Annotated in this window: 6 protein-coding genes; 1 reads left to right on the top strand and 5 read right to left on the bottom strand. The window is 41.4% G+C overall.

All coding sequences use genetic code 11. From position 1 onward, the window contains the following. Nucleotides 1–6 precede the first annotated feature (6 nt). From GGU45_RS06915 to GGU45_RS06935, 5 genes are all read right to left on the bottom strand, one after another. On the bottom strand, nt 7–6,291 hold the full coding sequence (locus tag GGU45_RS06915) for an FG-GAP-like repeat-containing protein (RefSeq protein ID WP_435223258.1): 6,285 nt from the start codon (nt 6,289–6,291) through the stop codon (nt 7–9). Between the two features lie 580 nt (nt 6,292–6,871). After that, entirely contained in the window at nt 6,872–7,477 is a 606-nt protein-coding gene (locus GGU45_RS06920; RefSeq protein ID WP_435223260.1) for a hypothetical protein, read from the bottom strand. Between the two features lie 115 nt (nt 7,478–7,592). Beyond that, nucleotides 7,593–13,964 (bottom strand): FG-GAP-like repeat-containing protein, encoded by a 6,372-nt coding sequence (locus GGU45_RS06925; RefSeq protein WP_435223261.1) that lies wholly within the window; start codon nt 13,962–13,964, stop codon nt 7,593–7,595. Nucleotides 13,965–14,538: 574 nt separating this feature from the next. After that, entirely contained in the window at nt 14,539–14,991 is a 453-nt protein-coding gene (locus GGU45_RS06930; protein ID WP_435223263.1) for a DUF4304 domain-containing protein, read from the bottom strand. Between the two features lie 23 nt (nt 14,992–15,014). After that, the gene (locus GGU45_RS06935) at nt 15,015–21,359 is read right to left on the bottom strand and encodes an FG-GAP-like repeat-containing protein (protein ID WP_435223264.1); all 6,345 of its coding nucleotides are present in this window, start codon (nt 21,357–21,359) and stop codon (nt 15,015–15,017) included. Between the two features lie 174 nt (nt 21,360–21,533). Here GGU45_RS06935 and GGU45_RS06940 point away from each other — a divergent pair, with 174 nt between their 5' ends. Next, the gene (locus GGU45_RS06940) at nt 21,534–22,058 is read left to right on the top strand and encodes a toxin-antitoxin system YwqK family antitoxin (RefSeq protein ID WP_435223265.1); all 525 of its coding nucleotides are present in this window, start codon (nt 21,534–21,536) and stop codon (nt 22,056–22,058) included.

Raw genomic sequence — 22,058 nt, forward strand, 5'->3', positions numbered from 1 at the left:
ACACTTTTAATTATGAACAAATGTATTCATTAACATCGCAGGCCTCAAACCCGCATTGGACAACAAAGCACTGATTCTCAAAAGATAAGGATGTATTCCACCAAATAAATATCTTCCAGAAAACAAGAGGCTTCTCGAGGCAACAGACGAACAACTCCTTAGCAGAAAATTATAACCACCCGGATTATTATTAAGCTTTTGCGAAATTGCCGTAATTCTTTTCAAATTTACACCTTTTAAGGTTATTGGAGTTTTAAAAATGTTGTCTGGTTTGGTGCTAACCGCATGGGCCCCCTGTCCAGAAACAACTTCCCATGAATTGGTACCGGGACGTATCTTAGTATAGCTTGCATCACCTGGCTTGCCTGGACCAAAATCTATCAAAAGATTCCCATTTTTATCGGTAACCTGACTATGTCCTATTAGATCTTTGCTACCCCCATTTGCTTCATTAGTTAATTTTTCCGTTTCCAAATTAACCTCTCCAGGTCTAAACCCTGCCAAAACATCTTGAATATTTGCTAAAGCGCCCAAAGCAAAACCAATATTTTCCAGCAACGAATTTCCCTTTTTGCCTAAAAAATCAAATTCTCCGCTGGTAAAGTTAAATGAGGCAATACCAAAAGCCATTGTAATATCGGTTTGGCCGCCAGTATAAATATTTGTTCCGACTGAATTTACTAAAGATGATGCCATTATTGATAATGTATTGGCGTACGGAATTCCGGAAGTCGCTATGTATCCACCTACACCGCCACTTATGCCTCCCACCAAAGCCCCACCGATCATGTAACCCCACGTCTTTCCATTCTGATAGTCCCACTTAACTGGATTATACTCTCCATCATTTGCTAACACTCCTCCTGTGTAAGCGCCAATTACAGCACCTATAATAACAGGAATCCAAAGGAATTCACCGTCAGGATCAGTAAACTTAAGAGGATTACCATTGGCATATAAAAACCTATTATATCCTCCTGGACTCCATGGATTTGCAACATAATCGTCCGGTCCAAGCATCATGCCTGTCATTGGATCATACATGCGGCCATTCATGTTAATTAGGTTGAATACAGCCAAGTGTTCATGCCCGGTAAATCCTCGATACAACCAATCTGGGACAGTTGGGATGTTATTATATGTCCAGTCTCCAGGATTTCGTTTCCTACCCCACGCATCGAAGTTCTGTTCAGCTATCAAAGTACCTGCTTCGTTAGTAACCGCAACGATACTTCCCAACTGATCTGTATATGGATAATAAATACTGATCACTCCATTCTGCTTAACAATGATATTATTGAGTCCATTACCAGCTTGTATATAATAAATTTCATACGTATTGCCATTTTTTACAAGACCCTCAATATCGCCCCAGTAGCTTTTGGTTTCAACTGTTGAACCGTTAAGTTTTAATTCGCTGGTAAGACGCTGTTGATCTGAACCATAGGTATATGTCTGAACATAGCCGTTTTCGTTAATAGACGCCGTCTTTTCAAATGCAGTGTAAGTAATATTATGAACTTGAGTTCCAATGACCGTATTAGGATCTGCACCAGATGGATTGATAGAACTAAGGCTAGCCAGTGCATGAGGCTTAGTAATGTCATAATTGTAATTACCAATATCTGTCTTTTGCAAAATTTTCCCCTGACCACCGTTATCATATGTCATTGCAAATTGTTGAACTCCGTTGACCTTTGCACTTGTCAATCGGTCAAAAGCATCATAGGTAAATTCTTCCTTTATGCTCCTAATTGCATCACGCCTGCTCAGAAGGTTCATTGTATTCGATTCATAGTCCAAATTCAAATCTTGAATGCCTGCGGTATAGTATCTTGTTGCAGCCTCTTTATTATAATCCCAAGTAACACTTTTTGCTTTTCCATTTCCCGTACTATAACTAGTATAAACTCCTCGGCTATTAATTGCTGTTGCCGTAAAAAGTGTTTTAATGGTCGCTCCTTGTTCATATTTCTTCTGAACAATTATGTCATTATCATCATAAATATTTCTGATTAAAAATCCAGCAGGGTAGGAGGTTGTCGATAAGTTTCCACGACCATCATAAGTGTAGGTTTTAGTCATACTTCCACCAGTAGCAGTAATGGTCTCCGATTGAAGCCTTTGGAGATTATCATATTGAAAGCTTCGAACATCACCGCTAAAACCGACAACCTGGGTTATATTATCATTACTTTTCCCAGTTCCACCATCATAATAATAAGTATAGGTAGTCGTTCCCTGAGGACCAGTAGTCGTAGCCACTCGCCCAAACGCATCGAATACGGTTGTATGAATTTGGTTGTTTCCGTCCGTTTGTTTAACAACTCTGCCTAATGCGTCACGTTCATAAATAATAGTCCCAGCATTTATATCTGCCTGAGAGGAAACTCGCCCGTAACTGTCATAAATATTAGTTATAAAGGTTTGCCCGTTACTACCGGCCGTCAACTGATTACCCCAACTATCATATGTAAAATTCATATTTGCGCCATTCTCAGACGTTGATATAACCTTTCCGCTAGCATCGCTAGTTTTGCTTGTCCATTGCCCCAACGCGTTAGTCGTCTGAGCAGTATAAGTTGTCCCACCAGTTGTAGAATAACTTGTTGATATGGATCCCGTTACGCTAACTGTAGAACTAGGCCTTCCGTAACTATCATAATAATAATATGTGTAATTGACTTGCTCTCCTGGATAATAAGGAGCTGTTTCACTGCTAAGCTGCCCATAATAATTGTAATATTTGGTTGTGGTTAGCCATTGATTTCCAAAACCTCGTTTTTCGGTTTTTATCTCTCGACCTAAGATATCTAAATAACTCTTCTGTGGGCTGCTCCCGTCCGTACGCTGCGTAAAAACACTGAACTGAGCAAATCCACTACTTGCCTCCCAACTTCTTGTACTGGTCACCGCATTTCCATCGGGAAGGTTCGTTCGATACAAACCTCCGTATTCATCATATTGATAGGTGGTTGTTAACCCATCAGTTGAAGTGCTGCTAAGTGGCACTCCCCACCGATCGTCATAGGTTGACGTTTCTTTTTTTGTAATGCCACTACCAGTGAGTTTTTTTTCAATTAAAAATCTACCTGTTGGGTCATATACGTTTTCAACCACTGGTGTTGTAACTCCAGGAGCTGTTGTAACAGTTTGAGTCGGAAGACCAAAACTGTTATACGTGTTTGTGACAGTTGTCGCTATTGGCGTTCCTGCATTATCTGTTACAGTTTGTGGAAGTCCATTGGCGGTATACGTATAGTTAGTGGTTTTGCTAACCTGAGCTTGGCCACTTCGAGTCTTCTCTGAGATTATTGATGTTGGAAATCCAGGGTACGGAGCACCTGCATATGTTCCGTATGTAGTGGTGGAAGTAGCCGTTTCCAGTATTGATGTAATATTAAAGTCATCCGTGGGACCAGCCTTAACATCTGTTTTGGTGATATTACCAAAATTGTCATAAGTATTCAACACCTCTTGCCCCTCGGTTGTCAGCCAATTGTGTTTAAAAACTCTGTCTTGCTTCATAAAGAATCGCTTATCCTGGTATCCCGTAGACAAAGATTGAAATGTCGTACTGTAACGAGTGCGAGTTAATAGTCCACCATAATTCAGATGTATCTGCGTAACATCTGGAAATAACATCGAGTAGGCTAAATTGATATTATACCATGTTCGATTTACATGACCCATGTCATTTCGTACATCCGTCTTAAGGAAACCTAAGGCACCACGACCCGAACTATGAATAGCTAAATCCTCATACGTGTAATACTCATTGGACTGGTAACCTAGGCCATTCGGTCTCCGGATATTTGATACAACATACGTTGCCGGGGCAGGTACTACGTAATCCGGTATGTATGGAGTTGGTGAGGACCAGTCTGATGGATTATACTCCCCTTTTGTACGACTATAGACTCCACTATAATCTTTATTATTCAATAGTCCATAATCAAAATTGGTCTGGTAGCCAAGATTGCTGGCTGCAACCAAAAGATTCTGCTCTTTAAATGGCTTAGCCAACAAAAAACGGCCATAGTAAGAAGTTGAACTTGCATTGCGGATCTTCATAAAATCCGGCTTTCCATCACCATTGAAATCACCGGTGGTATAAGCTGATTCAGTGTTAATGCTTGACCCGAGCGTGTATTCTTCCGATGAGAAGGCAGTTCCATTAAAATAATAAATAACATGGCTGCTTGACGAAGTTGTACGATCAATAGAGTGCCAAATCTCAGATTTTCCATCTCCATCATAATCCCCAACCGTGATCATATGTCCATTAGAATACCCATCTCCAAGCAGAGAAATTCTATACCGTTCGCCAGCAAATTGGGTGACATTAAACGCCTTGCCAGTACCCATGAATATTTGCCATTGTACGTAATCGTTGTCTTTAGATGGCCTAACAAACAGATCCGTAATTCCATCCCCGTTAAAATCGCCTGGGAAAATTCGATAATCAGTTTTAATGCTACTTGTGGTATATAAAACCGTGCTGCCATAACTATAGCCAGTTGAAGCGGGAATAGGCATAACCCTAAGGACATAACTTCCTTCATTCCTCACTACCAGCAACTCCATTTTACTATCGCCATCAAAATTGATAGGAATGATTGCTTTAGATTCAGCTACCGAATTAGCAGCAAAATCACCTGATGCTCCATTTACCCCCTGTCCAAAACCAAGAATCTCTTCATTAAACACCCCTTTTGATGGACTCGAAAAGAAAGCTTTGTATGCATTTGAGTATCCGCTAATTCCCGTGATCATTATATAGTCAGAGTGTCCATCGCCATCAAAATCACCCGGTACAAAAAAACTCCCTCCTTGCTTCCATTGTTTATGTACTCCATAAAAGGAACTTGGAAGTGTGTTGTAGTCCATCTCCTTATAGTCATAGGATTTATCCCCCGGATTCAAACCAGGCGACACCCGCGAATAATTAATATGTAGGCCAGTAAGGTCATAACTGTTCTGATTAAACTTTGCCAAGACCACATCATCCTTACCGTCCCCGTCAAAATCCGTTACTGCAAATGGGTTCTGTGCAGGATCAAATCCCATTACCTTTACGTCCTGGTATGGAATCTTCGCCTGAATATCATACACATATTTCCCAACACCAGTTGATTGAGTTGTAATATCATAAATCTGATATTTTCGAAACCAAGTTTCCCCATTACCCGTATTGTACCTAGTAGAAAACGATTGTACATCTGTCATACCATCGCCATCAAAATCCCCCGAGTAATTTTGATTGGTATTATAACCATGCTCATTCATTAGTGTTACCTCAGACCCACTGGTGTTTTTTCCATAGGTAAAACTGATCGGGTTCAACGCAGTACCATTAGCGCCACTCTCCGTAATACTAGCAAGAAAATACTTCTTCCGTAAATATTGATGTGATAAAACATAACTTCGAATCTGTGTTCCATCTGACTTTTTTACATCTATTCGATCCAGAAGGTTAGCTGAATACAATGCTTCACCGGATATATAAGCAGGGGAGTTTGACCAATCAGATTTTGTGGAATATGTAAAAAGTACCTGATAAGCAGGGGAGGTTCCAGTATTTATGTTGCCAGGATAAGAAATACTACTTAGGCTAAAATACCTGCTTGTAGTATTAATGTTATATGAGTATAACACATAGTTACCACTTGCATCGGTTGCTCTGCGTAGCAACCAGATAACAGTTTCTGCGCCACTAGCTGTGGCCATCTTCATATTGTCAGAGCCATATTCTAGTACTGTTCCATTCTTAGTTGTAACCTTAAACCAATCCGGAGAATTACCAGTGCCATTTATTGCTTCAATTTTATTAAAACTCTCTTGCTCTGTCCCATATACCGAGCCGGCCGCTCCGTTATTACCGCTGATTAGCATTAGACGTTGCCCGTCAAGTATGAAAGCATCATTACTGCCAGTAAAATCAACAGGCGTAGCAATTCCATTATGAAACACATTTTTTCCAGAACGAGTAATCATTGATAATGGGGATATTGACCATCCTAAACCACTGTATCCATTTCCCCCACCCTGAGAACTATAGCTTAACGCAACTTGCGGCTGCATTTCCTTTACCCCGTTAGGCACATCAATTGGGATTGTATACAAAGCGGCACCTCCACTACTACCGGCAGTCCCTTCGGTCATTCCTACAGGCCTATTAAGGTCTATTGACTGCCCATTGGCATCATTGGTTAACGTCGTTAATATGACTATAAATACTCTGTACTTATAAATCTTCTTTAACAACAGTTGAAATTTTGGAAAGCTCATAAGAGTCTGTTTATCGAGTTATTTTAAAGTTCATACTCTCCAAAGCTATAAATACAGAAGGCAATAAAAAATACGTACCGGTACGTATTTTTAACATACTTGCGAATTTAAAGAGCGTGATTTTGATCACGTGGCTAATTGCGGTTAATTATTCCTCCAACGGTTAAAAAACCCCTCTCAAAAATATCAGGGAAACAATAATAGCACACAGACATTGCTCTCCTCAGTTATGCATAGTTTGAACTTTAACAGGGTTTCGAAATTGTCATCAACATTACAAATCAAAATCTTGATGGATATGTCGTTTTAGTGAAAGCAGAATTGTTGTGTCCATAACAGAAAAAGATCCATCATCTCTTGGCAGAGATGTAGCTAACTTTTGATAGATACGAAATAGCCGGGCGAGACTGACAGTTTCCATTTTTGTCAAAAGCTTAAAAGAATAAGCTGAGAATTTCGTAAGGAGAAATTAATTTTACTATTCTCCACTGGTTAATTTGTTTCTAGAAAATTTTCAATCCTCATAGGATTCGTTCTCTATTCAAAATACACTCCATTGCATTTTGACGACTAAACTTCGTCAGTTATCTTTCAAACATTTCACGGCACTATTCTCTTGAAAATGTAGTTGGTTGGGTTTAAAAATTCTTCTATTCTGTTCATCGTTAATTTCTGTTTTTCCAACCTTATCTGGAAATGGAGATACTGCGCGCCAATTAACAATCGTATCCCTGTTTTTAATTTCTCCCTTAAAATGCAACCAATACCTTGAAAAATAACTTCCGCCCTTCATTGCAAGGGTTACTAACGCAAATGCAATGATCTCATTGTTTTGTATGTAATATCTGCCAATATCGGCGTTGTTTACATTGACGTAGGTATCGCACCTTACTGAAGGATACCCTACCGCTGTATTACCAGAAATAATGTATACTTTGTTGTTTTTAGTGAACGTGACTGGATAAATAGAAGTAAAAACGCCTTGGGTCCTTTCTCCTGAAGGTAGAATTGATGTATCAATTACGGAATAGAATCCATCAAACTTTAGCAAGGCAGTATCACACTTTGGGGGGTTACGAAAATAGCCAGGAAAAGTTAATTGTTTAGCCTTCAAACAGGAAGTTAATAGAGTCGTAGCTACTATCGCCGTCGTAAAAACCAAACTAAAACTATTTTTTTTTCTCATAATTCCTGTGTGTCTCCGTAAAACAATGATATTTTCACTTTCTAAAGGTCCACTAAATTTTTGAAAATCTGCAATTTTTGCTTTGAAGTATTCGGGTTTCTACAATAACATTCAGTTAGTAAAATAGATAATTGGGGTTAAATCCACCAATAAAATGATAATAATCGCTCTGACGATTTCTGTCTGGATAATACGGCGAGTTTACAACTTTTCGGTGTATCCAGTTTTGTACATTGTGAAGCCTTTTCTCAGAATTGTTTCCTGCAAAATACGCAATACCTCTATAAACAACCCCTCCATAAAAAGTACCCGCTCTTAAGGTAGGCAATATTTCTGTTGCTGGGTTATATAGGCCTTGTCTATTTGGCATTCTATCGTTATTATAGTTGCTTGGTCCCTCTATTACATCCTTTCCATATCCTGTCATCATACTACCTCCTGCCGCCAAAGTCAGTTGATCATTTATTTTATAAGTTATTAGTCCACCGCCAGTTCGGAACTTATCACCACTGAATGCAAAGAAATCGTTATCTAACCTAAAACCGAAATCACCAACTTGAAATTGCATGGCTCCGGTTGTTTGAGCAGCTTTACCACTAAAGCTTGTTAAGGTGTAACCAGCACCATAATTAGCGTGGCCATCATAATACCCGGTAAATCCGCTAGCATTCCAAAACGTACTTTTCCCAACAGACTCCCCAAGGCTACTTACCCCGGAATTGTACCCAAAACCTAAACTACCGGAATAAGAAAAACCTTTACCATCTCCATTTTGGTCAATCATTCCGCTTACATTTACACTTGCTCCAAAAGAGAATCCAGAACTACCTAAACCAATCATTGGGGAAATTCCTATACTGAAATTTTCAGATTGGTAAATTGGAATGTTTGGCATTAGCCTATTAAGTTGACTGACCCCTGCGTACAAAAAGGCCTTTCCAACAGATGTTATTGATCCTCCTCCAATCAGTCCCCCAATTGCACCACTGACTGCAGACATCGCAATTTGACCGAAGTTCATATGCCCCTTGCTAACAATTAAATCCACCGCCACATTTACTGCCGCATATATCAATGGAACAAACCAAACAATCTCACCGCTAGGATCTGTAAATTTGAAGGGATTGCCGTTGCCATAATTATATCTATTGTATCCTCCAGGGCTCCAAGGATTAGCGACATAGTTGTCGGGGCTCATCATCATTCCCGTCATGGGATCATACATACGGCCGTTCATATTTATCAACCGCAACTCCACTATGTGCTCATGTCCGGTAAACCCTCGGTACAACCAGGCCGGAACGGAGGGCACACTATTATAGGTCCAGTCAACGGGATTCCGCTTCCTTCCCCATGCATCAAAGTTCTGTTCAGCAACCAATGTACCGTTCTCGTCGCTAACTGCTACTATACTTCCCAGTTGATCTGTATAAGTATAGTAGATGTTGATTGCGCCATTCTGCTTCACGATTATATTATTCAATCCGTTGCCAGCCTGGATATAATAGATTTCATATGTGTTACCATTTTTAACAAGCCCCTCCACATTACCCCAGTAACTTTTACTTTCAATAGTAGCCCCATTGTATTTGAACTCACTGGTCAGCCGTTGTTGATCTGAACCATAGGAATATGTTAATTGATATCCGTTCTCAGTTACAGTGGCAGTCTTCAAAAACGGTGTGTATGTGATAATATGCGACTGGGTACCGATAATAGAGTTCGGGTCAGCTCCAGAGGGGTTAATGGCACTCAAGCTTTCAAGGGCATGAGGTTTACTGCTGTTGTAATTATAATTTCCGATATCAGTCTTTTGAAGGATTTTACCCTGCGCACCATTGTCATAAGTGATTGCGAACTGCTGTGTACCATTTACCCTGGCGCTCGTCAACCTATCATAGATATCATAAGTGAATTCTTCCTTCAAATTTCTGATTGCATCGCGACGACTTAACAGATTTGTTGTATTCGCTTCGTAATCCAAATTCAAGTCCTGTACTCCTGCGGTGAAATAACGGGTTGCAATTTCTTTATTAAAATCCCAAGAAACAGCCCTTGATTTACCATTGCCTGTGTTGTAGCCTGTGTAAATCCCCCTGCTATTCATAGCAGTAGCGGTAAATAAAGTTTTTACAGTTGCACCTTGCTCATATTTCTTCTGTATAACAATGTCATTATCATCATAAATATTCCGAATTAAAAATCCTGCAGGGTAAGTGGTGGTAGAAAGATTGCCTCGGCTGTCGTATGTGTACGATTTTGTCAAACTACTTCCCGAAGCTGTAATGCTTTCGGCTTGCACCCGTTGAAGATTATCATACTGATAAGTCTGCACATCCCCACTGAACCCAACTACCTGTGTGACATTATCATTGCTTTTACCACTTCCTGCATCATAATAATATGTATAAGTCGTTGTACCTTGAGGGCCTGTTGCAGTGGCAATTCGACCGAAAACATCGTAAATCGTTGTATGAATGTTTCCGTTACCGTCAGTTTCTTTTGTAAGCTGTCCTAATGCATTATATTCGTAGTTGATGGTTGACGCATCGGCATCGGTGGTGCTTGACTTTCTACCGTAGGTATCAAACACATTTGAAACAAAAGTTTGCCCATTGCTGCCTGCTGTAAGTTGGTTACCCCAGCTATCATAGGTAAAACTCATGTTTGATCCATTATCGCTGCTAGCCACAACCTTGCCACTGGCATCTAATGTCTTGCTGGTCCACTGACCAAGCCCGTTTGTGGCCTGCGTCGTATAGGTCATTCCTCCCGAAGTAGAGTAAGTTGTTGTAGTTGAACCAGTAACACTGTATGTTGAGCTAGGCCGTCCATAACTATCATAATAGTAGTATATGTAGTTAATTTGCTCTCCGGGATAATATGGCGATGTTTCACTACTTAGTTGCCCATAGTAATTATAGTTTTTAACAGCGGTAAGCCACTGGTTGCTAAAGCCTCTTTTTTCCGTCTTAATCTCACGCCCCAATACATCTATATAACTTTTTTGTGGATTGCTGCCATCCGTACGCTGAGAATAAATATTGAACCGAGCGTAACCATTGTTGGTTTCCCAGCTCCTGGTACTGGTTACAGCATTACCATCTGGAAAATCTGTTCTATTTAAATTCCCGTATTCATCATATTGATACGTTGTTGTTAGTCCGTCTGTTGATGTTTTTGTAAGCAGCACGCCCCAGCGATCGTCATAAGTGAACGTCTCTTTCTTTACTACACCTCCGCCACTTAGCTTCCTTTCACTTACGAACCGCCCTGTAGGATCATACACAATCTCTGCAACAGGCGTTGTCACTCCAGGAGCGTTGGTAACCGTCAGCGTAGGCAACCCTAAACTATTATAGGTATTCGTAATCGTGGTAGCAATAGGAGTTCCCGCATTTTCTGTAACTGCCTCAGGTAAGCCTTGCGTTGTATATGTCTGGCTAGTCGTTTTACTTACCTGTGGCTGCCCCGTTCTTGTCTTTTGTGTGCTGGTTGATGTCGGGAACCCAGGGTAGGGGCCTCCCGCATATGTCCCATACGTTGTCGTCGTTGTTGCAGTCTCAAGGACAGACGTAATATTAAAATCATCAGTTGATCCGGCTTTAGCAATACTCTGTGTAACGTTTCCATAATTATCATACGTGTTCAACACTTCCTGCCCCTCCGTCGTTAGCCAGTTATGTGTAAAAACACGATCCTGCTTCATAAAGTAGCGCTTGTCCTGATACCCGGTTGACAATGACTGGAAGGTGATGTCATATCGGGTTCGCGTCAACAATCCGCCACCATTCAGCCCTACCTGCAACACCCATGGGTAAAGTGTTGAATAGGTTAGGTTAAGCTCATTCCAGTTGCGGTTTACATGGTTCATGTCATTGCGCACATCCGTTGTCTGAAAGCCCAACGCTCCCCGTCCTGAATTATGAATGATGAGATCCTGGTAAGTATAATATTCGTTAGACTGGTAACCGATCCCATTCGGGCGACGGATATTTGACACCACATACATTGCAGGTGCTGGAACTATATAGTCTGGAATATATGGTGTTGGAGATGATCCATCCGGTTGACTGTAGTCTCCCTTTGTCCGGCTGTATACACCACTATTGTCTTTGTTGTTCAATAGTCCATAGTCAAAATTGGTCTGGTAGCCAAGATTGCTCGCTGACACTAGCAGGTTCTGCTCCTTGAAAGGCTTATTGAGTAAAAAACGACCATAAAAAGTTGTCTGGCTTGCATTACGGATCTTCAAAAAGTCTGGTTTCCCATCTCCATTGTAGTCACCTGTAGAATAGGCAGATTCTGTATTGATGGCAGACGATAGTGTGTTATCCTCATATACAAATGATGTACCATTAAAGTAATAAATCACATGATTGCTTGAAGAGGTTGTTTGGTCAATAGAGTGCCAGATCTCTGACTTCCCATCTCCATCAAAATCCCCAACGCTTATCAGTTGGCCATTACTGTATCCGTCGCCAAGCAGGGTGATACGATAACGCTCTCCTGCAAATTGTGTAACATTATACGCCTTACCCGTACCCCAAAAAATCTGCCACTGAACAAAAGCATTGTCTTTTGATGGCCTTACAAATAGATCCGTGATTCCATCTCCATTAAAATCACCGGGGAAAAGACGGTAATCCGTTTTGATGCCGGTTGTTGTATAAAGAACAGTACTTCCGTAATTATATCCAGATGAAGATGGTATTGGCATTACACGCAATACATAACTACCCTCATTCCTGATAACCAGCAACTCCGTTTTGCCATCACCATCAAAATTGATCGGCACAATGGATTTTGATTCAGCAACCGCATTTGCAGCAAAATCACCCGTTGCCCCATTCACCCCCTGACCAAATCCCAGGATCTCCTCGTTAAACACACCCTTTGAGGGGCTGGAAAAAAATGCTTTGTACGCATTGCTATATCCGTTGACACCCAATATCAAAATATAATCCGTATGACCATCTCCATCAAAATCGCCAGACACAAAAAAGCTTCCACCCAGTTTTGATAATGTATGCTGGCCATAAAAAGTACTTGGCATCGTATTATACTCTACTTTCTTATAACCATATTGAGGAGACCCCGTGTAGGTTTTTCGAGTGTAGTTTATGTTTACTCCTGCTAGAGTCATTGCATTTTTGTTGTACTTAGCCAAAAACACATCGTCCTTACCATCACCGTCGAAATCCGTCATCATCAAAGGCCCCTGGGTTCTGCCAATAACTCCACCTATTGCACCTCCAATTGATGGGATTTTTACATCATAACTCGGAATATCAGTGTCCATATGATAGACGTATTTCCCTTGCGTTGTTGTCTGCGTTTCTTTATCTATTATCTGATACCATCTATAAAAAGTCTCTCCTGTACCCGAATTATAAGTGGAAGCAAGGGACAATACATCGGACATCCCGTCTCCATCAAAATCTCCGGAATAATTTTCATTAGTTGTATAGCCTTGTTCATTCATTAATGTCACCTCGGGTCCGCTGGTACTCTTGCCATAGGTAAAGGTGACAGGGTTCAGCGCTGTTCCATTTGCTCCTGCTTCCGTAACACTCGTCAAAAAATATCTCTTCCGCAGATATTGATGCGCCAATGTATAGCTACGGATCTGTGTGCCGTCGGCCTTTTTTATGTCTATGCGATCCAGTAGATTTGCCGAAAACAATGCTTCACCAGATATATAGGATGGAGCACCAGTCCAATCAGCCTTTGAGGAGTACGTAAACAATACCTGGTAGGACGGCGTTGTGCCGGTATTAATGTTGCCAGTATAAGAAATACTACTTAAACTGAAATACCTGCTTGTTGTATTAATGCTATATGAATATAAAATATAGTTACCGCTTGCGTCGGTTACTCTGCGTAGCAACCACAAAACAGTTTCGGTGCCACTGGCAGTTGACAACTTCATATTATCAGAACCATACTCCAGTACTGTACCATTCTTGGTTGTCACCTTAAACCAATCTGGAGAGTTTCCGTTACCACTCATTGCCTCTATCTTGCTGAAGCCTTCCTGTTCAGTTCCGTATACGGAACCCGCTGCCCCATTGGTACCACTAACCAGCATCAACCGTTGGCCGTCAAGAACAAAAGCATCATTGCTCCCCGTAAATTCTACAGGAGTTGCTATCCCATTATGGAAAACATTCTTTCCCGTACGGGTGATCGCTGACACTGGAGATAATGACCATCCCAGACCACTATAGCCATTACCATTACCCTGGGAAGTATAAGTCAATGACACTTTCGGCTGCACACCTTTTATTCCTGCCGGAACATCAATGGGTAGCGTGTACATAGCAGCACCGCCACTACTGCCAGCTACGCCTTTCGTCATGCCTACCGGCCGGTTCAAATCAATGGACTGTGCGCCCACGATGTTCACCAACAACATCATTACAGTCAGAAATAAAATTTGCTTGTAATATCTCTCATACGACAGTTGGTATCCCGGTAGGCTCATAAGAATCAATTTAAAGATTTATCTTAAAAGTTCATCTGCCAAAACTATCAATACTGAATACAATAAAAAATACGTACCGGTACGTATTTTTGAGGAAATTTAATTGATCGTGAGCCCGAGGAACGATGACTGTAAAACTCGCACAAACGACTCTTCTACTTGCAAAAATGTTTTGAATTCCAACTCGGAACAAGATTATATAACTTGTGAACTTTAGAGGATAGAGTATGATCACAAACCGGCAATAAGTCAGTTTACACTGATACTTATTCTTTAAATACTCTTATGGATTCCAATATCACAGAGCAGGTCTGAAAAGCTAGCAAGTGCTTCTTGGCCGCAATTTGCAATTAATTTGGTTATATCGGCGCAAACCTTCTAATTGCGATCTGTTTTTTGACAAATGGGCCATTATGAAGGGTAATTCTTACTTCTTTCCCCTGTATATCAAGTCGCTTTTAAACTCATAGTCGTTCATATCCGAAAGAGTAGACGCGTCTTACAATACCATTCGTGGCTGAATGGCAGCAGTATAAATTTCCGACAGTTTCAATATCATTAAATCAGCTAATTACTAATCCATTGGTAGATTAAAAAACTGCTTCACAATTAGCGGCACATCAAATAAATGTTTCCGATTTTTCAAGTTATTTAAAACTCCTTCCTCATTTTCGACATCATTCATCTCTCTTACAACTTGATCTTGAATGTATTTTGACAAGTATATTGTACGATCATCGTTATTCATTGTATGATCCAAATCCAATAAATTCTTAATAAAAGCCTCCTCATTACGGTCACCATTCTTAGATCCAAGCCGGTTGACAATATGAAACCATTTCTCAGCGCCTATGTTTTTAATAATATATCCATAATTAATATAGAATTGATTACCGTAAAACGCCTTTTGGAGAAAAACTTTCTTAATCAGCTCCTGCTCCTCCTTAAACCATTTTTTTCCCTTCTTTTTAAATCCTTGTGGGATCAATTCTCTATCTAAAATGAACTCAATAATGTTTCCCTCCATTTTTAATAATTATCTTCACAAATCTAATAAGTATCTAAATAAATCTGAAAATTTCCACCAAATTGAATATTTGCCGCCTTTTGATACCGTAGTAATTGATTGAGTCCCTGTTGCATAGCCCTCGGATTAAAAGGTTTCAATTCATATATTGATTTATTTTGAAAGTCCATGAAATCGGCATAGTTACCTGATTTAATGTATTGATCTTTAACCCGAACCCCAGCTTCAACTTGACTTGCTCTGTAATCTTTATGCATTTGCTTTCCTAAAGATATACTTGACTTTGTATAGGAAAAGTCGAATCCTGAATTCTCATAATAACTGCTAACATACTTTGCAAGTGAAATTTCTGCAAGCATCATTTCATCATATTTGGCAATATACTCCCTAAACAGACTTTCGGGAGCCCTCATCTGCGATCCTTCACCGATACTAATGCTATTGGTTATCTGTTTCTGCTGTTTTGCCAACTTTAATCCTTGCGAAATCCCGGCCGCAGCCCCAGTTACAAGCCCCAATTTTAATCCCTGCAAAGCACCATCTCCGAAATTTCCTCCTGCAATTAAAGACATTGTTCCTCCAGTAATTGCGCCAGATGCAGACTGGAGAACCGTTTGCGTTAGTGTTCTACTTGCTACAGGACCTAGGCTGCTGGTTACTTGGCTCATTGCAGGTCCAAGGGCTGAGCTTACCACACTTCCAACACCTGCACCAACAGCACCACCAATCGCGCCTGTTATTGTATTTGTACCAACGCTGCCCCAGTTTATAGCTTGCCCAGTGCCAACACTTCCTGCGAGTGTTGAAGCGAATCCTCCCACCGCACCGCCTGCTATAGGACCAGCAACCGCAGTTACAGCACCACTAACAGCTCCCGCTCCAAAATAGCTTAACCCGGTAAGAAAATTCCCTTGCTTTATAGTTTCCCAGTTCGTCGCAACATTAATTACTCCGCCAACTACAGCAGCAATTACTATGTGCCAAAATTCGCCATCAGGATCTGTGAATTTAAGTGGATTTGAGTTTGCATAATTATACCTGTTATATCCTCCCGGGCTCCAAGGCGAGGGAACATAACTGTCCGGGCTCATCATCATCCCGGTCTTGGGATCATACATCCGGCCGTTCATATTGATTAATCTCAGCTCGGATATATGCTCATGTCCCGTAAACCCCCGATATAACCAGACAGGGACTGCCGTCACATTATTATATGTCCAGTCCACAGGATTACGTTTTCTTCCCCAGGCATCAAAATTCTGCTCGGCAACAAGTGTACCTGATTCATCTGTCACCGCTACGATACTACCCAGCTGATCAATATAAGTATAATAGATATTGATTGCACCATTCTGTTTTACAATGATGTTGTTCAGCCCATTTCCCGCCTGAATGTAATAAATCTCGTACGTATTGCCGCCTCTAACAAGCCCTTCAACATTTCCCCAATAGCTTTTGCTTTCTACAGTCGTTCCGTTGTATTTCAACTCACTTACCAATCGCTGCTGATCAGAACCATATGAGTATGTTTGAAGGTATCCACTCTCCGATACAGTAGCTGTCTTCAAAAAAGGAGTATATGTTACTACGTGAGCTTGTGTGCCTATGATTGTGTTTGGATCAGCCCCTAATGGATTAATCGCACTCAGGCTTTCCAGCGCATGAGGTTTGCTGCTATTGTAATGATAATTTCCAATATCTGTTTTTTGCAAAATTTTACCCTGTCCACCATTGTCATATGTAATTGCAAACTGTTGAGTACCGTTCACCTGTGCACTGGTTAACCTATCATAAATATCGTAGGTAAAGTTCTCCCTTAGGTTTCTGATAGCATCACGGCGGCTCAACAGGTTCATTGTATTGGATTCATAATCCAGGTTCAAATCCTGTATGCCTGCCGTAAAATAACGGGTAGCCATCTCTTTATTATAGTCCCAGGCAACGGCCTTGGTTTTCCCGTTGCCGGTGTTATAGCTAGTGTATAGACCACGGCTGTTCATTGCCATTGCAGTAAAAAGTATTTTTACAATTGCGCCCTGTTCATACTTCTTTTGGATAACTATGTCATTATCATCATACACATTACGAATCAAAAACCCAGCGGGGTAGGTGACGGTCGCCACGTTACCGCGACTGTCATAGGTATACGTTTTGGACATGCTGCTTCCCGAAGTAGTGATGCTCTCTGTTTGTAGCCGCTGGAGATTATCATATTGGTAGGTCCTTACATCTCCGCTGAACCCAACTACCTGCACCAGATTATCATTACTCCTTCCGGTTCCCGCATCATAATAATATGTGTATGTTGTGGTACCTTGGGGACCTGTGGAGGACGATAGCCTGCCAAAAACATCGTAGCTTGAAGTTTGTATATTACCATTTCCATCTGTTTGTTTTGTTATTTGACCCAACGAATTATACTCATAGCTGATCATTGAGGCATCGGCATCTGTGGTACTTTGCTTTCTGCCATAACTATCATATCCATTTGTTACAAACACCTGTCCATTACTTCCGGCAGTAAGCTGGTTACCCCAGCTATCATAGGTAAAACTCATGTTCACGCCATTATCACTGGAGCCAATAATCTTTCCACTTGCATCTGTCGTCTTACTTGTCCACTGACCAATGGCATTGGTGGTTTGTATTGTAAACGTAGTACCCCCAGAGGTTGCATAGTTTGTTGTTATCGTTCCCGTATTGTTGCTTGTATAATTTGGCCGGCCATAACTGTCGTAATAGTAATAGGTATAGTTTACCTGTTCGCCAGGATAATAAGGAGATGTTTCACTAGCTAATTGTCCATAACCATTAAAATACTTTGAACTGGTCAACCATTGATTATTATAACCTCGTGATTCTGTTTTTATGTCCCGCCCTAATATATCCACATAAACTTTTATTGGATTGCTGCCATCCGTACGCTGAGAAAGAATACTATAACGTGCATAACCATTGTTGGTTTCCCAGCTTCTGACGCTTGTAACAGCATTACCATCAGGAAAATCCGTCTTACTTAAATTCCCATATTCATCATACTGGTATGTTGTTGTTAGCCCATCTGTTGAGGTTTTTGTAAGAGGTACTCCCCAACGGTCATCGTAAGTGAATGTTTCTTTCTTAATAACTCCACCACCAGTTAGCTTCTTTTCACTTGCAAACCGCCCTGTGGGATCATACACAATGTCTGCAACTGGCGTTGTTACTCCCAATGCATTGGTCACCGTCTGCGTGGGTACCCCAAAACCATTATAAGCATTAGTAATCGTTGTGGCGATAGCAGTACCTGCATTTTCGGTAAACGTCTCCGGTAGGCCCTGAGTCGTGTATGTCTGGCTCGTTATTTTACTTACCTGCGGCAGACCGGTCCTCGTCTTTTGGGTTGTAGTCGATGTCGGAAACCCAGGATAAGGAGCTCCTGCATAAGTTCCATAGGTTGTTGTCGTTGTTGCGGTTTCCAGCACTGAGGTGATGTCAGTATCATCAGTGGAACCAGCATTGACTACACTCTGTGTAACATTGCCATAATTGTCATAGGTATTCAATACCTCCTGCCCTTCAGTCGTCAGCCAATTATGCGTAAACAAACGATCCTGCTTCATGAAAAACCGTTTGTCGTGGTACCCTGTAGACAATGACTGGAATGTAATGTCATAACGTTCGCGGCTCAACCACCCACCGTTGTTAATAAATACATCCGACACCCATGGGTAAAGCGTTGAATATGTCAGGTTAATCTTATTCCAGTTGCTTTTCACATGGTTCATGTCATTGCGTACCTCCGATTTCAGAAGGCCCAACACCCCCCGCCCCGAGTTGTGAACGATAAGATTCTGGTACGTATAATACTCATTGGATTGATAACCGATTCCATTGGGGCGGCGGATATTGGACACTACATACATCGCGGGAGCAGGAACCATGTAATCGGGAAGATACGGCGATGCTCCATCTACAGGGTTATACTCTCCTTGATCACGGGTATAAACGCCGCTGTTATCCTTATTATTCAGTAATCCATAGTCAAAGTTGGTTTGATACCCAAGATTGCTTGCCGACACCAACAGGTTCTGTTCTTTGAAGGGCTTATTGAGTAAAAAACGACCATAAAATGAAGTCTGGCTCGCATTACGGATCTTCAAAAAGTCCGGCTTCCCATCTCCATTAAAGTCTCCCCCGGTAAATGAAGATTCTGTATTAATGCTTGACGCCAAATCCGAACTCTCCAATGTAAAGAACGTACCGTTACCGTAATATATATAATGCCTAGAGCTAGACGTTGTAAGGTCGGCCGCATGAACAATATCGCTTTTTCCATCGCCATCTACATCCGCCACAACAAGCATATGCGCATTATTGTAACCATCACCCGTTAACGCAGGAATATGAGTAAAATTGAAATTGGCAGATAGAAATGCCTTTCCTGTACTCGTGAAGATTTTCCACACTCCATAAGGATTAGACGGAGATTGCCTAACCAACAAGTCTGTGTTCCCATCACCATTAAAATCGCCCGGAAAAATCTTGTAGCCGGTTTTAATATCTACAGTAGAAAATAACACTGTACTTCCATAATTGTATCCCGACGAGGAGGGTATCGGCATTACACGCAATACATAACTCCCTTCATTCCTGACAATCAGTAACTCGGTTTTACCATCCCCATCAAAATTGATCGGTATAATCGACTTTGATTCCGCAACCGCATTTGCAGCAAAATCTCCCGTTGCGCCATTCACTCCCTGGCCAAAACCCAGGATCTCCTCATTAAATATACCTTTCGAGGGGCTGGATATAAAGGCCTTGTAGGCATTACTATAACCGCTTATTCCCGTTATCATGATATAATCCACATGACCATCCCCATCAAAATCCCCGGTTACAAAAAAACTCCCTCCTTGTTTCCATTGCTTATGAACACCATAAAAAGAACTCGGAAGACTATTGTAATCCATCTCTTTATACTCGTACATATCCGGGTAACCTGGTAAACCACCGGGACGAACCCTCGAATAATTAATATGAATACCTGTCAGATCATAACTGTTTTGATTGAACTTCGCCATAACCACATCATCCTTACCATCACCATCAAAGTCGGTTACTGAAAAAGGGTTTTGGGCTGCATCAGAGCCCATTACTTTCACATCCTGATAGGGAATTTTTGCCTGAATATTGTAAAAATATTTACCCACTCCAGTTGTTTGTGCTACCATATCATAGACTGTATATTCTCGAAACAAGATTTCTCCACTGGAGGTATTATACCTGGTAGCAAAAGTTTGCACATCTGTCATCCCATCCCCATCAAAATCTCCCGAATAGTTTTGATTGGTCGTATAGCCATGCTCATTCATTAATGTCACTTCGGGCCCGCTGGTGCTCTTGCCATAGGTGAAGGCGATCGGGTTCAACGCCGTTCCATTGGCCCCCGCCTCTGTAACACTTGTTAAAAAATACTTCTTCCGAAGATACTGATGCGCCAGTGTATAGCTACGGATCTGGCTGCCGTCCGCTTTCTTAACATCAATACGGTTCAAAAGGTTATCACTATATAAGGCCGTACCTGAAATATACGATGGAGATCCCGCATCCTGCTTTGTGTTGTAGCTAAACAATACCTGGTAGGCCGGAGCCGTACCGGTATTTATATTACCCGTGTAACTAATACTACTAAGATAGAAATTGCCTCCGCCCGCTTGAACAGGCTGAATACTATAATTGTACAGCATATAGTTCCCACTTGCATCGGTTACCCTCCGCAACAACCACAGAACAGTCTCTGCCGCATTGGATGTAAGCACTTTCATGTTATCAGAACCATACTCCAGCACCGTCCCGTTCTTGGTTGTCACCTTAAACCAATCAGGAGAGTTTCCACTCCCACTTATCGCTTCTATCTTGCTGAAGCCTTCTTGCTCCGTTCCATATACCGAACCCGCAGCACCATTAGTACCGCTCATCAACATCAGCCGCTGCCCATCCAGCACAAAAGCGTCATTGCTCCCGGTAAAATCAACCGGGGTTGCAATACCATTATGAAAAACATTCTTACCCGCACGACTGATCGATGATACAGGAGACAATGACCAGCCCAAACCGCTATATCCATTACCACCTCCCTGGGAACTATAATTCAATGACACCTGCGGCTGGACTCCTTTTATCCCTGCGGGAACCTCAACAGGGATCGTATAAGTAGCAGCACCACTACCATTGCTTCCAGCAACACCTTCCGTCATGCCCACCGGCCGGTTCAAATCAATGGTCTGTGCGCCAACGATGCTCACCAACAACATCATCACAGTCAGAAATAAAATTTGCTTGTAATATCTCTCAAACAACAGTTGGTATCCCGGTAGGCTCATAAGAATCAATTTAAAGATTTATCTTAAAAGTTCATCTGCCAAAACTATCAATACTGAATACAATAAAAAATACGTACCGGTACGTATTTTTCTAATCGGGTAGAATTGATACCTTGTCAGTTATTGATAAATTTTATACTCCAAATAGATTCAGCAAATGAATACTTTTTTGCAATGAAAGTTTATTTCATAATATTCATTACGCTTTTTATACTAAGCATTCCTGACGCTCACTCCCAATATTATAATGGGCAAGTACGTATCGATTCATTGGATCGTTCCTACATATTTCAGGTAACCGATGTTAAACCTGATCTACATTCCTGGCATTTTTATACCTGGTTTAAATCCGGACGTATCCATACCACAGAGGGCGGGTACTATGGAAAACTGTTGCATGGCTATTATAAAGTGGTAGATAAAGAACGCCGCCTGCTGGAAGAAGGCCGGTTTAAACGGGGTGAAAAAAAAGGCCGTTGGCGCACCTGGCATACCAACGGAAGATTACAATCGTTAACGCACAAACGGTTTTGGGACGGTGCCTGGCGCATAGATGCGTACGCCCCCGATGGCCAGCGCATAAAAAAGGGATTTGAAAAAAACAACCAGTTTACCGGGCGCCAGGTGGAAATGGTAAAAGACAGTGCCGTGGTGGTCCTGTATAAAAAGGGCATCCGACAGCCGGCTGCAAAAAAATAA

The sequence above is a fragment of the Niabella hirudinis genome, assembly GCF_051201075.1.
GTDB classification, from domain to species: Bacteria; Bacteroidota; Bacteroidia; order Chitinophagales; family Chitinophagaceae; genus Niabella; species Niabella hirudinis.